At 59.6% G+C, this 13266-nt stretch carries 14 protein-coding genes; 13 read left to right on the top strand and 1 reads right to left on the bottom strand.

Annotated elements, in window-relative coordinates:
* The first annotated feature begins 122 nt into the window (after positions 1–122).
* The 4 genes from AC1ECK_RS22215 to AC1ECK_RS22200 all read left to right on the top strand — a co-directional run bounded on the left by AC1ECK_RS22215 (position 123) and on the right by AC1ECK_RS22200 (position 3788).
* Entirely contained in the window at positions 123–926 is an 804-nt protein-coding gene (locus AC1ECK_RS22215; protein ID WP_480322763.1) for a lipid II flippase Amj family protein, read from the top strand.
* Positions 927–1128: 202 nt separating this feature from the next.
* A complete protein-coding gene (locus tag AC1ECK_RS22210; protein ID WP_480322761.1) occupies positions 1129–1635 on the top strand; it encodes an N-acetyltransferase family protein in 507 nt (168 codons plus the stop codon).
* Positions 1636–1855: 220 nt separating this feature from the next.
* The gene (locus AC1ECK_RS22205; protein WP_480322759.1) at positions 1856–2701 is read left to right on the top strand and encodes a protein-L-isoaspartate O-methyltransferase family protein; all 846 of its coding nucleotides are present in this window, start codon (positions 1856–1858) and stop codon (positions 2699–2701) included.
* A 487-nt stretch (positions 2702–3188) separates the two neighbouring features.
* Positions 3189–3788: an extensin gene (locus AC1ECK_RS22200; protein ID WP_480322757.1), complete on the top strand. Its 600-nt coding sequence runs from the start codon at positions 3189–3191 to the stop codon at positions 3786–3788.
* Between the two features lie 313 nt (positions 3789–4101).
* On the opposite strand, the gene AC1ECK_RS22195 is transcribed toward AC1ECK_RS22200, so the two are convergent.
* Positions 4102–5007 carry a LysR family transcriptional regulator gene (locus AC1ECK_RS22195; protein WP_480323044.1) on the bottom strand — a complete coding sequence of 302 codons (906 nt, stop codon included), beginning with the start codon at positions 5005–5007 and terminating at the stop codon, positions 4102–4104.
* A 163-nt stretch (positions 5008–5170) separates the two neighbouring features.
* Between AC1ECK_RS22195 and AC1ECK_RS22190 the strand changes: the two genes are divergently transcribed.
* The 9 genes from AC1ECK_RS22190 (at position 5171) to AC1ECK_RS22150 (ending at position 13178) form a co-directional block, all read left to right on the top strand.
* Positions 5171–5923: an SDR family oxidoreductase gene (locus AC1ECK_RS22190; protein ID WP_480322755.1), complete on the top strand. Its 753-nt coding sequence runs from the start codon at positions 5171–5173 to the stop codon at positions 5921–5923.
* 288 nt (positions 5924–6211) lie between these two features.
* Complete coding sequence (nthA, locus tag AC1ECK_RS22185; RefSeq protein WP_480322753.1) at positions 6212–6874, top strand: nitrile hydratase subunit alpha; 663 nt, start codon at positions 6212–6214, stop codon at positions 6872–6874.
* Complete coding sequence (gene nthB / locus AC1ECK_RS22180; RefSeq protein WP_480322751.1) at positions 6871–7542, top strand: nitrile hydratase subunit beta; 672 nt, start codon at positions 6871–6873, stop codon at positions 7540–7542. Before nthA ends, nthB begins: the two co-directional genes overlap by 4 nt.
* A gap of 1 nt (position 7543) precedes the next feature.
* Positions 7544–7912, top strand: a complete 369-nt coding sequence (locus tag AC1ECK_RS22175) for a nitrile hydratase accessory protein (protein ID WP_480322749.1) — start codon at positions 7544–7546, stop codon at positions 7910–7912.
* 459 nt (positions 7913–8371) lie between these two features.
* On the top strand, positions 8372–9616 hold the full coding sequence (locus AC1ECK_RS22170) for an alkaline phosphatase family protein (protein WP_480322747.1): 1245 nt from the start codon (positions 8372–8374) through the stop codon (positions 9614–9616).
* Complete coding sequence (locus AC1ECK_RS22165; protein WP_480322745.1) at positions 9613–9849, top strand: hypothetical protein; 237 nt, start codon at positions 9613–9615, stop codon at positions 9847–9849. The genes AC1ECK_RS22170 and AC1ECK_RS22165 overlap by 4 nt, the downstream gene beginning before the upstream one ends.
* Before the next feature lie 134 nt (positions 9850–9983).
* A complete protein-coding gene (locus AC1ECK_RS22160; protein ID WP_480322743.1) occupies positions 9984–10847 on the top strand; it encodes a tetratricopeptide repeat protein in 864 nt (287 codons plus the stop codon).
* A 578-nt stretch (positions 10848–11425) separates the two neighbouring features.
* The gene (locus tag AC1ECK_RS22155; protein ID WP_480322741.1) at positions 11426–11881 is read left to right on the top strand and encodes an NUDIX hydrolase; all 456 of its coding nucleotides are present in this window, start codon (positions 11426–11428) and stop codon (positions 11879–11881) included.
* A gap of 142 nt (positions 11882–12023) precedes the next feature.
* Complete coding sequence (locus AC1ECK_RS22150; protein ID WP_480322739.1) at positions 12024–13178, top strand: epoxide hydrolase family protein; 1155 nt, start codon at positions 12024–12026, stop codon at positions 13176–13178.
* The last annotated feature ends 88 nt before the right edge of the window (positions 13179–13266 follow it).

Below are 13266 nucleotides of genomic sequence, written 5' to 3'. Positions count from 1 at the left end.
GCGGACCGACGGCGAGCTTCCTGGGGCGGCCAACGACGGTCACGGTCATTGAGCCAGGATCGTCAATCGGCCGGAAGAGTGCTCCGGTAGACTACGGTTCGTGTCAACTTCGCGGCGACAACATGGACACTCAGCTTTTGATCATATGCGGGCTTACCTTCGTAATCCATGTGATCGCGACGCTTGCGTATGCCGTAAGGATTGCGGGTGTTCGCACGCGCCGAATCGCCGTGTCATTCTCTTTATTCGGGATCATCGCCTTAGTTTCCCGAACGGCAAATTCCTTCCAGGGACCATTCATAGCGAAGCGGGTTGAGCTGGATATCGCTCATCACATGGAGCATGGCTTGCTCGGTGACTTTCGGCTTTTCCTGTTGACCGCAACGGTGGCAAGCACTGTCGGTGCTTTTCTAATTCCCACCTTCCAGCGTTATTTCAGCCGCGCTGTCGATCACTTTCAAGCAAATCGCTCGGTCCCTCGCCTACTACTTCATATCTTCAGTCGCGGGGGTGTCAGCTACATTCGGATTGGAGCGCGGCTCCCGTCCCGGCACAACGTCACCCAATTGGCATCTGGCGCAGGCGTTTCCTGGAAAGTCATAGGACTGAACGTTATCGCGATGGCGATCTGGACGGTCGGCGTTTTCGCATCGCTTTATGCTGGATACATGAAGCCAGATTTGCGAGTTACATGCGCGAATCTCTCATCAGTTATAAATGGCTTCGCGACCGTAGTACTGGCGGTCGTCATCGATCCGCAAGTTTCAGTGATGACGGACGACGTAATTGACGGTCGCGTTTCGGAAAACAGCTTCCGGCGGGCCATTACAACTCTCGCGGGCGCACGCGTTCTCGGGACACTGTGTGCGCAGGCGGTGCTCGTTCCAGCAGCATTGATCATTGTTCGCATCGCCGAACTCATTTAGCGCGACGCGTTAATAGCGAAAACGCAAGCGTCTCTTGCTCGGCACATCGAGTCAGAGGTGTCAGGCACGGCGCGGCCAGACACCGTCTTTCAGATTGCTCCAATCTATCTTGGCAAATCTGATGATTGGTTGGCGCAGCATAAGGGCGAATTGATAATCTTCGCTCTTCTTCCATCAAGACTGCGCAACGGAGAAATAAGCGATGACCTCGAAAAGCATCCGCCGGGCAACGGCAGATGATGTGCCGGTACTTACACAGATCCGGAACGACGCACAAGCAAAGAAGGTAGCGCATCGCGACTACGCATGGGGCAAGGAAGGGGGCGGAGTCTCAGAGCAATGGATGCGAAACAATGTCTCTCAAAAAGAAGTGTATGTCGTTGAGCTGGACGGCACTCCGGTTGGAACGTTTTCGCTTGATCTAGACGATGAACAGCGCTGGGGGCCTCAGGGACCGATCGCCTGTTATGTGCACGGGCTTAGTGTGCGGAGAGGCTATAACGGACGAGGACTCGGCGGCTTCATGCTTGACTGGTGCGCTAACAGGGTGAGCGGCTTGAACCGGCATTATGTCCGGCTCGACTGCCCCGTTCACAACGCGAAGCTATGCGCCTACTACGAGTCGCTTGGCTTTATCCGCGTAGGACTGTGGCCGGAACCTGGACCCGGCGGCTATGTCTGGTCACTGTACGAAAAATTGGCCCATTAGCGCTGCACTACAAGATCATGAAAATCGAAGTCACTGACTTGCGGAATGATCAGGATGAAGCATTTGTCGCATCGCAACTCGGTTCAGAATGTACGCTCAGATAAGACCGTAACCGGCCACTTTCGGCCGTTCGACATCGCGGGCTAGATCGTTGACAACCGATAACTTCGCTCGACTTTACCTGCTAAGCTAGTTCCGTTCCTTTACGGAGAAACGGTCGATGACGAACGTAGAAGTGCTTCGCGCCTTTTATGCGCGATACATAACGGCCATGGGAGCGTGCAGAGACCCGAGAATCCAGCAGGCATTTGCGATGGTCGAAAGGGAAAAGTATCTGGGTCCCGGTCCATGGAACGTATACACGCCGACAGGATACGTCTCGACCGACACGTCCGACCCTGCCGTTCTCTATCAGGACATTCTAATCGGGCTCAAGACCGATCGAGGCATTAACAACGGTGAGCCGAGCCTCCATGCGCGTTGTCTGGACGCCGCAGCCATCTCGCGGGGCGAAATCATCACACACATCGGTTCGGGAACCGGCTATTACACAGCACTTCTCGCGTACCTCACCGGTGAAGCAGGGCGTGTGGCGGCGTATGAGATTGACCCGGGTCTCAGTGTGCATGCGACGTCGAACCTTGCTCACCTGGAACACGTCCGGGTGCTCGAAGAAAGCGGAACTAACGCAGTGCTGCCGCGATCGGATTTGATTTACGTGAGCGCGGGTGCGACGCACCCATTGAATAGCTGGCTCGAAGCGCTCAATGATGGCGGCCGTCTGATTTTCCCATTGACGCCAAACCGCGGTCTCGGCGGCATGCTGCTTGTGACACGTGTCGCCCCCAACTCATACGCGGCAAAGTTCATCTCCCCGGCGATGTTCATCGAGTGCATCGGCGCTCGCGATGATGCGACCGGGGAATCCCTGATCAGCGCGTTCGAATCAAATACGACTGCTGCAGTTAAGTCGCTAAGACGTAAAACGCCCGCGGACCAATCTGCATGGTTCGTGGGGGCCGACTGGTGGCTATCGACCTCCGAGCCGCACGATTTCTCTGCTTGATATCGAGGTCGAATTTCCACTAATGGGCACATGTGACAGGCGCGTATGGGTCGAGTACCACCTATCGCCGATGAGCACGGACCGGCCAGTTGCGGCCGTACGCCCGTGCGTCTTTGAAGACATTTGACCATCGCTTACTGCTCGAACACCGGTCGCTCGCGTAGATCTTCCGCGTCGGATAGCGTTCGCAGTCGTTAGACCAATCAGAACAGCCGGCCTGCGCGAATGCTCGCGTCTACGGCACGGACGGCCGACACGGCAACTCTCCGGATATCGCTCGCCCATTCCTGCTCGTCAGGTCCGCCATTGCGGTCATTCGTCTGATAAAAGCCGTGATCAGTCGTTTATCATGGCTAGCTCACGTCGTTTGCAGGAGCCGTCAGTAAATATGATGAATACCCGAAAGATCTTGATGATTATTGGAGGGCTCCTGCTCGGAGCAGCAGGGACCACGTACTTGATGCTCCTTCAGGCGGACCGCCGCTCAATGGCAGAAGTCATGGCCGCCGTGGATGAGTCCGCACGCCGTCCCGTCGTCGATTCGCACATCGGCGATCACGTGACGGAAGGCGGCATCGACCAATCGAAGCTGTCCGGCGCAATCACGAAAAGCACTGCGATCGCGCCGGAGCCGGTGGTTCCCGCTCCGGCTTCTGCTCTGGCCGTAGCACCTGCGCCCATGACGGCCGCGCCCGCATCCAGTCCGGCCGCCGCACAAATCACCGGGCAACTGAAACCGGAGGCACAACCGAGGCAGGCGCCGTCAACGGCAGTCGCATCGGTGAACGTGCAGGACTCGGGTACGTCGAAGGTGGTTCCGGCGCATCGCGCCCTGCGTGGACGAGACGGTCTGGACCGTCGCGCGACACCGACCCGAGGCTCGACACCGGAAACGGACGAACTGGTCAGGGAATCGGCGAAGCTTGATCCATCGCTGCCTCCGCCGGACATGTCGGCCGTTCGCGCCGCCATGGACCAACGTAGCTCCAAGCCAGGTACAGGCTCGAATCCGGTCGCGGCCGCGATGACGGATCAGCTCGTCAGGGAATCGTCGAAGCTCGATCCTTCGCTACCGCCGCCCAAGTAGCCGACTTCTCCGGCAGCACGTGCGGCTGCATGAACTCTTCCAGCACTTGAGCACCGCGCTCCAGCGCCTGGCGTAAGGTGTCCGAAGCAAGCGAATTGGCTGTCGCCGTCTACAGTTGAGCACTGTGGAATGACCGCTATCAGGGATAGTTGCCCGCCTGATCAGGGTCGCGTGCTGCTGATCGCCGTCAGGCAGTGACCGGCCATCACCCGCCCCTCGCGCGCTACTAGGCGCTGACCGCTTTATCGAGGCAAGCGGACATCGCACGCGGTGATTCAGGGGCGCCCACGACCCACTCCGCGCCAGGCCAGCGTCAGACCCCGGCGGTCGTGACGATGTCCGCCCATCCTTCCTCGTGCATCGACGGAATCTCCAGGAACCGTTGCGCCACAAACTCCATAAACGCGGTCGCACGCCGCGACAACAGCCGGCTCGCGCCATAGACGATCTGCACCGGAGCCGGCGGTGAAGCGTAGCCGGACAGCAGCGCCTTCAACTGCCCGCTGCGCAAGGCATCTTCGAAAAGCCATAGCGGACCGTATCCGATGCCCATGCCGCTGCTCACTGCCTCGCAAACCGCATCCGGCGAATCGACACGAAAGCGGCCCGCGACAGCCACCTCGGCACCGCGAAAATTCCACGTCGTTCTCGACGAAAGCAGGGTGTAGACGATGCATTCGTGGCTAGCCAGATCTCCGGGCGTTTTCGGCACGCCGCGTCGCTCGAGATAGTCGACGCTCGCAACGCACACGCGCCGAAACACACCGATGCGCCTCGCACGTAGCGCGCTATCGGACAGGTGCCCAATGCGGATCGCAAGTTCGACCGCCTCGTCGACGAGATCGATGTACCGATCGCTCATTTGCAATTCGAGTTCGAGCCGTGGGTATCGATCCATAAACGCCCGCATGCAGGGCATCAGGTAGCGCCTGCCCAAGGTGGTCGGACAGGCCACACGCAGCAGCCCGCCGGGCTGCTCATCGCCGCGGGCATTCGACTCCGCCTGGTTGACCGCATCGAGAATCTGCCTTACCTCGGCGTAATAGCGCTCACCTTCCGGCGTGAGGGTGAGCTTGCGCGTCGAGCGGTGCATCAGCCGCGTCTCCAGATGCTGTTCGAGTGCTGCGACGTAACGGCTGATGTTGGGCTGACTAAGGCCCAGTTCACGTGCCACCGCCGAAAAGCTGCCCGTCTCGGCCGCGCGCGCAAAGCAGGACATCAAGAGAAAGCGGTCCAAAGCCGACCTCACTCATACATTGAATGCATGAATCATATACAAATTCTCTGACTTATCGCGACTGGCGAATGGATTCATGCTGAGGCCTCGGTCAACAGCGGCGGCACGCCGCGATGGACTGTCCTTCATCTCAAGGAGCTCACTTATGTCTCGGCTGCAAGGCAAACGCGCGTTAATAACCGGTGGCACCAGCGGCATCGGACTGGAAACCGCAAAACAGTTTCTCGCCGAAGGCGCGCGCGTCATCGTTACCGGAATCAATTCCGATTCCATCGAACACGCCCGAACCGTACTCGGTGCCGACACGCCAGTGCTGCGTGTCGATTCCGCCAGCGTCGACGCGCAAGCCGCGCTAGCGCAGTCGGTCAAGGACCGATACGGTCAGCTCGACGTGCTATTTCTCAACGCGGGCATCTCGGTATGGCAGCCGATCGAGAACTGGACCGAAGCGAATTTCGGCCGTTCGTTCGACGTCAACGTCAAGGGTCCTTACTTTCTGATGCAGGCGTTGTTGCCGGTGTTCGCGAACCCGGCGTCGGTGGTGTTGAACGCATCCATCAATGCGCACGTTGGGGCCGCACGATCGACCGTGTATGCGGCCACCAAGGCAGCGTTGCTTAGCCTCTCGAAGACGCTATCGACCGAACTGCTACCGCGCGGCGTCCGCGTCAATGCGGTGAGCCCGGGCCCGGTCGACACGCCGCTCTACGACAAGCTGGGCATTCCTGATGCGTATCGCGCTGAGGTCAATCAGCAGATCGTCAACTCGATTCCGGTTGGACGGTTCGGACGGACGAACGAGATTGCACGCGCCGTCGTCTACCTCGCGTCGGACGAATCCGCGTGGACCGTGGGTGCAGAGATTGTGGTCGACGGAGGCAGAACGCTGAACGGGTAGGATGCGTGCGCCCTTGTGGGCTGGCCAGAGTGTGTGACGTTAGGTGAGACATCACGCCGGGGCGCCGGCGTCCGCTTACCGTCGCATCAAAGATGTTGATGGGCTCGAAGTGCAACGGCCGGTTGGGGTCGGGATATGCCCTCCGCATATCCCGTCGCTGGCGAAGGATCGCGCGATGGATTGATTGGTCAGGGTGCGGCCATGCGCGGACGATCTACCGGCCGGATTGCATTTGAGTCCGGCACCAACCATACTCGTTCTGTCGGGCAATCTTCCGGGTGAACTTCAATGAGCGATTCTCAGGGCAATCTGCACGAGCATTCTCATACCGACGCCCACGACCACAACGGTACTGCGTTGTCGGAGATGGAGTTGCGTGTCCGTGCGCTGGAATCTCTGCTGGTAGAGAAGGGGTACGTCGATCCCCATGCCCTCGATATCCTGATTGAGACGTACGAGCACAAGGTTGGACCGCACAATGGCGCGCGCGTGGTTGCGAAGGCGTGGCGCGACCCGGCGTACAGGCAATGGCTGCTCGACGACGCTACCGCCGCGATTGCTTCGCTCGGCTACACCGGCAGGCAGGGCGAGCACATGATTGTGCTGGAGAACACGCCCGCGGTGCACAACATGGTGGTCTGCACGCTGTGTTCGTGCTATCCCTGGCCGGTGCTTGGGCTTCCGCCGGTCTGGTACAAGTCGGCGCCGTACCGCTCGCGCGCGGTCATCGATCCGCGTGGTGTCTTGAAGGAGTTCGGCTTCGAATTGCCCCCCGAAGTGGAGCTTCGCGTGTGGGACTCCACCGCGGAGGTCCGGTATCTGGTGTTGCCCATGCAGCCTCCCGGAACCAGTGACTTCTCCGAAGAGGCGCTGGCTGAACTGGTGACACGTAACTCGATGATCGGGACAGGTTTGCCGAAGCCACCTGAGTCGAAACTGGAGCCCACATGAACGGCGCGCAAGACCTCGGTGGCATGCAGGCATTCGGTCCGATACGGCCGGAGGCCGACGTCTCGCTCTTTCACGCCGACTGGGAGCGCCGGGTGCTGGCGATCACGCTGGCGATGGGTGCAGTCGGCAAGTGGAACATCGACATGTCTCGTGCCGCGCGAGAGAGCTTGCCGCCTTCACAATACCTCTCCAGCAGCTACTACGAGATCTGGTTCGAAGGACTGAAAAAGCTGCTGCTGAGTGAGGGGCTAGCGACAGCGGAGGAAATCGTGACTGGCAAGTCGACGAGTGCGCCGGCACCGGTCCAGCGAGTGTTGATGGCCGATCAGGTGGCCGCTGCGCTGCTCCGGGGTGGCCCTGTCGATCGCGCCGCGGCCGCCGACGCACGCTTTAAGATGGGCGACAGGGTGCAGACCCGCCAGCTGAATCCATCCACGCATACCCGTTTGCCGCGCTATTGTCGCGGCAAACGAGGGCGCATTGTCGCCGTGCACGGCGCGCACGTTTTTCCCGATGCCAACGCGATCGGGCTCGGCGAACAACCGCAGTGGCTCTATACGGTGCGCTTCGATGCCGCCGAACTCTGGGGGACGGATACATCAGCGGCATCGATCTGCATCGACTGCTGGGAACCGTATCTAGACTACCTGAGCGCCGGGCCTGCCTGACATGACTTCCGCCCACCCGAACATGCCTGAAGTGCGCACCACCTTGCCGGCATTGCCGTGCGACGACGCGGGCCCCCTTTTCAGTGCGCCGTGGGAAGCCCAGGCGTTCGCGATGACGCTGGCCTTGCACGAACGCGGCATGTTCACCTGGGCGGAATGGGCAGAATGTCTGAATCAGGCAATCTGCGATGCGCAGGCCGCCGGCGACCCGGACCGTGGCGACAGTTACTACAGTCACTGGCTGACCGCACTGGAGCGCATCAGCACCATAAAGGGACTGGTGACGGACGACATACTCCGGCAGCGTCGCAATGCGTGGGACATCGCTGCACGCCATACCCCGCATGGGCAGCCGATTAACCTCGAGTGACAGTGTGTGCCCCCCGCACCTGTCAGAGGTCTTTGTACGGCGTTCTTGGCACTCCGCCGCTGCCGCAGTGACTCGGGCGCCCTCCGGAGAGCGCTGCATTGTGGCGCCATGTGCCAGGATTGCGCTCTGGGATTGGTCGTCGTTGGGCTCGGTTCGGCCATGAGCGGCCGGTGGACAACGTGGCCTCGATTGTTGACAATTGAGGCGCCTGCCTCAGCACGAACATTCTCCGAGCGCGAAGCGATGAGTCAATATTCCCAGCCGCACTGAGTTGGTGCGATTAGCGCTTTTTCACGCCTTCACTTTAAGATGTTCAAGAACGCGGCGCACGGCCCTTGACTGAGATAATGGTTGCGGCCAGCGCGTCCTGGTTGCCGCAGGTGTGCACCAAACTTCAGGGCGACAATCACGAAGTAGAAGAACAGCTCGGCGGTCCAGCGAGAGACAGGAGCACCCTTCATGAACACAAACGCAGCGGCCGCAGGCGGTTTGGAGCAGATCATCCAGCACGTATTCGTGCTGATGCTGGAAAACCGGTCCTTCGACCACCTGTTCGCGCTGTCGGGGATACCCGGCATCGCCGCCGCCACTGCGGCGAACACCAACGCCTATAACGGCGCCGTCTACGCGTTCGGCAACGGCGCGCCCGGCCAGCTGCCCACCGACCCGGGGCATGAATTCACCGATGTGATCGAACAGCTGTGCGGCGCGAATGCACGGTTCCAGCGAGGCCAGCCCTACCCACCGATCGACAACTCCGGCTTCGTCGCGAATTACGCGACTACCCGCACGGAAGGTGCGCCGCCGCAGAGCGGCGCCGTGGACGACATCATGCGAGGCGTCGACATCCAGACGCAGTGCCCCGCGTTGTACCAGCTCGCGACGCAGTTCGTGCTGTGCGACGGCTGGCATTCATCGCTGCCCGGTCCGACCTGGCCGAACCGCTATTTCCTGCATGGCGCATCGTCGGGCGGGCTCGATCACTCGCCCACGTCAAGCGAGATGGCGGAGTGGGAAGGACTGGATGGCTTCGTCTATCCGAAGGGCTCGATTTTCGACGCGCTCGGCAAAGACAACTACCGTCTGTATCAAGACCATCTGGGCGATCCGCTTGGTCGCATACCGCACGTGGCATCGATCAAGAACATCAGCTTTTGCGACGTCAACGACCTGTCGCACTTCGAAGCGGACCTTGCGGCCAACTACACGGCCCGCTACACGTTCATCGAACCGAGCTACGGCGACGTCGTGAACAACACCTACGAGAACGGCAGTTCGCAGCATCCGATGGACGGTCTCACCGCCGGAGACCAACTGGTCGCTCGCGTCTACAACGCGATCCGCAATTCGACGCTGTGGGACAGGAGCCTTTTCGTGATCCTCTACGATGAGCACGGCGGTTTCTACGATTCGGTCATGCCAGACAGGGCGCCGCCGCCCAACGACGGCGCAGCCGCGACGCTGAACGCGAACGGATTCGGGTTCGATGTCTACGGCGTGCGCGTGCCGGCGATCGTCGTGTCGCCCTGGGTCGCGCAGGGGGTTGTCGATAACACGCTATACGATCATAGCTCGATACCCGCCACTCTCGAACGTCTGTTTGGTCTTCAGCCGTTGACAGATCGCGACAGGAACGCCAATGACGTGCTGTCACTGATCACCCAGAGCTGCCGCCAGGACTGCCCAGCGAGGATAGGAACATGACCCCGACGATAACCCGGCAAGCGCATGACCACGAACCAGTACCCGATCCCAGTACGCTGTTGGGTCTGCTGCACGTGCTGCGCAAGGCGCATATGGAGCTGGTCGGCAAGGATGTAGCGCATCAGCGCTTCAGTCGCGTGTCCACGCGTGGCGACGCCAGACAGTACATCGAGGAAGTGATGCCGCATCTGATGCGGGAGCGCGAAAAGCGGCTGCACCGCGGCGGCAGATAAGCTCTGTCGTTGGCCAAGACAGCGGAGTCGGGCGCGAGGCGAAGCCCGGCCAGAAGCAGACGATCGACACGTTCTCTGAAATCGTCAACAATCTAGTCATATGATGCCGGCACGAAAATAGGGGAGCCCATTACATGATGCGCCGCGGTTTGTTCTGCTTCGCCACACTATTTGCAGCGGGGTTCCTGACGTCATGTGAAAGCTCGCCGACACCGCCTGCCGCTACTGCAAAGGAAGTAACGCCAACCACGACGGCCGCCGCAGACAAAAAACTTGAAGAAGCGACAGCAGCGTTTATGCGAATGGACTATTCGACCGCTGCCGCGATCTGGCGACCGCTTGCTGAACAAGGTGACCCGGCAGCAGAAGTCGGTATGGGCAAGCTCTATGATTCCGGATCGGGAGTTCCCAAGGACCCGATACAAGCCACGGCCTGGTTCCAGAGATCTGCGGATCAAGGCTTAGCCGAGGGTGAATGCGCGTTGGGTTTTAGGTATCTGGAGGGGCTCGGCGTCCAACTCCGCGATCTTTCTTTAGGGTTGACGCTGATGAAAAAGGCAGCTGATCAAGGAAGTGGAAGCTGTGCGGAATCGGTCGGAGAACTTTATAGAAACGGCCTGTTTCGCGTCCCCAAAGATACTGTTCAGGCAGCGGCATGGCATCGTAGGGGGGCAGAGTTGGGGGATGCACTTGCGGAAAATCGACTTGGAATCGACTATCAGTTCGGCATCGGGGTATCGCAGGATTCTGCACAGGCGACGTATTGGTATCGAAAAGCTGTAGAGCAAACACGCGAAAAAGCTGAACAAGGCGATGTCGCTGCGCAACTCAGACTAGGCAACGCTTACGAGATGGGAATGATGGGCTTGCCTACGGACAAGGCGGCAGCGTTATATTGGTGCCGAAAAGCAGCGCGACAGGAGAGCCGCATCAAGAGCTTCGCGGAGCAATGCACCGCACGTGTCGCGTCGCAGCCCCCTGCGGCCGAAACAAAGTAACGTCGGTCGCCGATTTGAGCGTCTGTAGCAAATCTTTAGCACGTTTGCGTTTTGAGTTCGACGATATAGTCACCTAATCTCCCTCATCGTCACAAATCGCCACTGTCCCATGATAGATAGGTCCGGAAGCACTCTTTTACCGACAGGAATTGTGTTGTTGTGCGTCGCCTGCGTATTGTGCAGCAGCGTTCCCGCGATGGCAGCTTTGGACACAAGCTTTCGGGGTAGTGATGATCCCAATGTCATGGCATGCCCGGAGGCGAACTTCTACCCGCGAAACGAGTTGGGCATCGTGTTCACGTGTCAGTATCTTAGGCACAGGGTCGAAAATCGCAAAGCGCTTACCCAAGGTAGTACGGCATCCGGTCCGCAAGATCTCTCCACACTCAACCTCACTGATGCCTTTCACGTCGTACGCGATAAGCAGCATCCCGCTGCTGCTGTGACTTCTTCACCCCAGTTCCGCGTGCCGAATACACCTCCTTAAATGTCTCTTCAGGAGACGGCCAAAGGTCCGTTGTGGGTCACTTCCCGATGCATACTCTACTTCCATTGACATCTACTTCCAATTGAATCCGATGCGCGAACGTCCTTCGGCCAGGCTGCTGATCACCACTCCAAAGCGGCGAGTGCTGCTGTTCCGGTTCGTGCACAAAACTGGTGTGCTAGCGGGCAAGGTCTACTGGGCAACGCCGGGCGGTGGTGTCGAGCATGGCGAGACATTCGCAGACGCTGCAATACGAGAGCTCCGTGAAGAAACAGGCATTCGAGAGGCGCAGGTATCCATGCCGGTCGGACGGCGCGAAGTGCCCTTGCAGTTGCCAGATGGCGAGCGTGTACTCGCGGTCGAACAGTATTTCGTCGTTAACACGGACACGGAATCCATTTCACGTGACGGCTGGACTGCGGAAGAGATGGAAGTGATGGCGGATCACCTATGGTGGAGCCGGGAGGAATTGTCCACCACCAGCGAGACTATCTATCCGGAAGGGCTAATCGAGATGCTAGACGAGGCAGGAGTTTTCGGCGGCTGAGCGGCCGCTTTGAAGCAAACCGAGGGGCTCGAATGGGTCGCCTACGGAACTTCGCCGTCATACAAAGCCCAGCCAACCGTGGTCGTTCGACACGGTCACTTAGATCGTGGAGAATCGACTGTATCCTTCCAGAGGAGGTGCCATGCATATCGAGCCATTTCAAATTTGCGTGTTCGATGTTGAGATCGACGACTTGCGCCGGCGTTTGCGCGACAGCCGGTGGGCATCCTCGACGCCGTCCGGGCCGTGGCAACAGGGCACAGACACCACATGGCTGCGCGAACTGGTGAAGTACTGGGCCGACAGTTTTGATTGGAGGGCCGCGGAACGCGGTCTGAACCAGCAGCCTCAATTCATGGCCAACGTGAACGGTCAGCGTGTGCACTTCGTTCATCAGCGTGGTGTTGGACCCCGACCCTATCCGGTGGTCCTCACGCATGGGTGGCCCGGATCGTTCTTCGAATTTCATGAGCTGGCGGATCGTTTGCGCGACCCGGCTGCATTCGGTGCGGACCCGAACGATGCCTTCGACGTCGTTATTCCGTCACTGCCGGGCTTTGCGTTTTCGCCGGCGCCTGCTGCCGCTGGTACTTCGGCGTTTCAGGTAGCCGATCTGTGGGCATCGCTGATGCGAGGTCTTGGGTACCAGCGATTTGGCGCTCAGGGTGGTGACCTGGGCGCGGGGGTGTCGGTCGTGCTTGCCTCGCGGCACGCCCAGGTAGTCGATGGAATTCATCTAAACTTTCTGCCGAGCTCGTACGAACCGGCAATTGGCGCCACTGATTCGCCGCTTAACATCGCAGAACAAAACTACCTTCGAGAGAAAGGCGAGTGGGCGGCGCTCGAGGGTGGCTATGCGCACATGCACGCCACGAGGCCGCAAACGTTGGCCGCGTCGCTTAACGACTCGCCGGCCGGGCTGGCTGCGTGGATCGGCGAGAAGTTTCGCGCGTGGAGCGATTGCGACGGGGTTATCGAGAGGCGATTTTCGAAAGATGAGTTGCTTACCAACCTGTCGCTCTACTGGTACACCCAGAGCATTGGTACCGCAATTCAGATGTACTGGGAAAATCGGTTGCAACCCCTGCGTTTCACCCCCGGACAACGGGTATTGCCGCCGGTGAGCTTTGCACACTTTCCGAAAGAGATTAACCATCCGCCACGCGAATGGCTGGAACGAGTGTTCAATGTCGCGCAATGGACCGACATGCCGCGCGGTGGCCATTTCGCGGCAATGGAGGAACCTGAACTCCTCGCGGTCGACATTCGTCGCTTTTTCAGGCGCTTCCGGCAGTGAGTTCGTTGAAGAATCGTCCTTGGGCGGGATGCGATCCGCGTTTCGCGATGGTTCACTGGTGGAGACGATGAAGGTCGTTCGAGGTTGA

The organism is Paraburkholderia sp. SSBN10T (assembly GCF_056619545.1).
The sequence above is the reverse complement of the archived record's forward strand: the minus strand, read 5'-3'. Positions and strand labels throughout refer to the sequence as shown.

Excerpts from the sequence above, each read along its gene's own strand:
- AC1ECK_RS22195 (WP_480323044.1), bottom strand. The coding sequence starts at position 5,007 with ATGTCCTGCTTTGCGCGCGCGGCCGAGACGGGCAGCTTTTCGGCGGTG.
- AC1ECK_RS22175 (WP_480322749.1), top strand. The coding sequence starts at position 7,544 with ATGACTTCCGCCCACCCGAACATGCCTGAAGTGCGCACCACCTTGCCG.
- AC1ECK_RS22160 (WP_480322743.1), top strand. The coding sequence starts at position 9,984 with ATGATGCGCCGCGGTTTGTTCTGCTTCGCCACACTATTTGCAGCGGGG.
- AC1ECK_RS22150 (WP_480322739.1), top strand. The coding sequence starts at position 12,024 with ATGCATATCGAGCCATTTCAAATTTGCGTGTTCGATGTTGAGATCGAC.
- AC1ECK_RS22155 (WP_480322741.1), top strand. The coding sequence starts at position 11,426 with ATGCGCGAACGTCCTTCGGCCAGGCTGCTGATCACCACTCCAAAGCGG.
- AC1ECK_RS22210 (WP_480322761.1), top strand. The coding sequence starts at position 1,129 with ATGACCTCGAAAAGCATCCGCCGGGCAACGGCAGATGATGTGCCGGTA.
- AC1ECK_RS22190 (WP_480322755.1), top strand. The coding sequence starts at position 5,171 with ATGTCTCGGCTGCAAGGCAAACGCGCGTTAATAACCGGTGGCACCAGC.
- nthB (WP_480322751.1), top strand. The coding sequence starts at position 6,871 with ATGAACGGCGCGCAAGACCTCGGTGGCATGCAGGCATTCGGTCCGATA.
- AC1ECK_RS22215 (WP_480322763.1), top strand. The coding sequence starts at position 123 with ATGGACACTCAGCTTTTGATCATATGCGGGCTTACCTTCGTAATCCAT.
- AC1ECK_RS22170 (WP_480322747.1), top strand. The coding sequence starts at position 8,372 with ATGAACACAAACGCAGCGGCCGCAGGCGGTTTGGAGCAGATCATCCAG.
- AC1ECK_RS22165 (WP_480322745.1), top strand. The coding sequence starts at position 9,613 with ATGACCCCGACGATAACCCGGCAAGCGCATGACCACGAACCAGTACCC.
- nthA (WP_480322753.1), top strand. The coding sequence starts at position 6,212 with ATGAGCGATTCTCAGGGCAATCTGCACGAGCATTCTCATACCGACGCC.
- AC1ECK_RS22205 (WP_480322759.1), top strand. The coding sequence starts at position 1,856 with ATGACGAACGTAGAAGTGCTTCGCGCCTTTTATGCGCGATACATAACG.
- AC1ECK_RS22200 (WP_480322757.1), top strand. The coding sequence starts at position 3,189 with ATGGCAGAAGTCATGGCCGCCGTGGATGAGTCCGCACGCCGTCCCGTC.